Genomic DNA, 568 nt, shown 5'->3' on the forward strand with positions numbered 1-568 from the left:
GGGCCGTCCGCACCCATCTGGATCAGCGTGGCTTCGGGCAGCGTGTCACCTGTTGAAATCATTGTTTTGCTCCTGTCGATTGGATTTGCAGAGTCAGTCCCAGCCGCAATATAGGTGTGCAGACAAAAGTAACCACGGGAATTCGACAGGGTGGGAGAAACATGAGCCATATTGTCGTGATCGGAGCCGGGCAAGCGGGTGCCTCGCTGGTCGCCAGGTTGCGCAAGGACGGGTTCGAGGGGGACATTACGCTCGTTGGGGCCGAGCCGCACCTGCCCTATCAGCGCCCGCCCTTGTCCAAGGCCTACCTTTTGGGCGAGATGGAGTTGGAGCGTCTGTTTCTGCGACCCGAGAGCTTCTACGCGGAAAACAACATCACATTGCGCCTGGGACAGCCGGTGACTGCGATTGACCCACAGGCCAAGACGGTGACGGTGGGTGACGCGGTGATCTCTTACGATCAACTCGCCCTCACCACAGGCTCGCACCCGCGCCGATTGCCGGCGGCCATCGGCGGCGATTTGGATGGTGTCCATGTGGTGCGCGATCTGGCCCATGTTGATGATAT

Annotated in this window: 1 protein-coding gene; it reads left to right on the forward strand. The window is 59.9% G+C overall.

All coding sequences use genetic code 11. The features are described 5' to 3' along the window. Positions 1 to 161: 161 nt before the first annotated feature. A partial coding sequence (locus ACR0LL_RS21335) for an FAD-dependent oxidoreductase (protein ID WP_480589340.1) occupies positions 162 to 568 on the forward strand: 407 nt, incomplete at its 3' end.

It is taken from the genome of Ruegeria sp. AI2 (assembly GCF_056541275.1).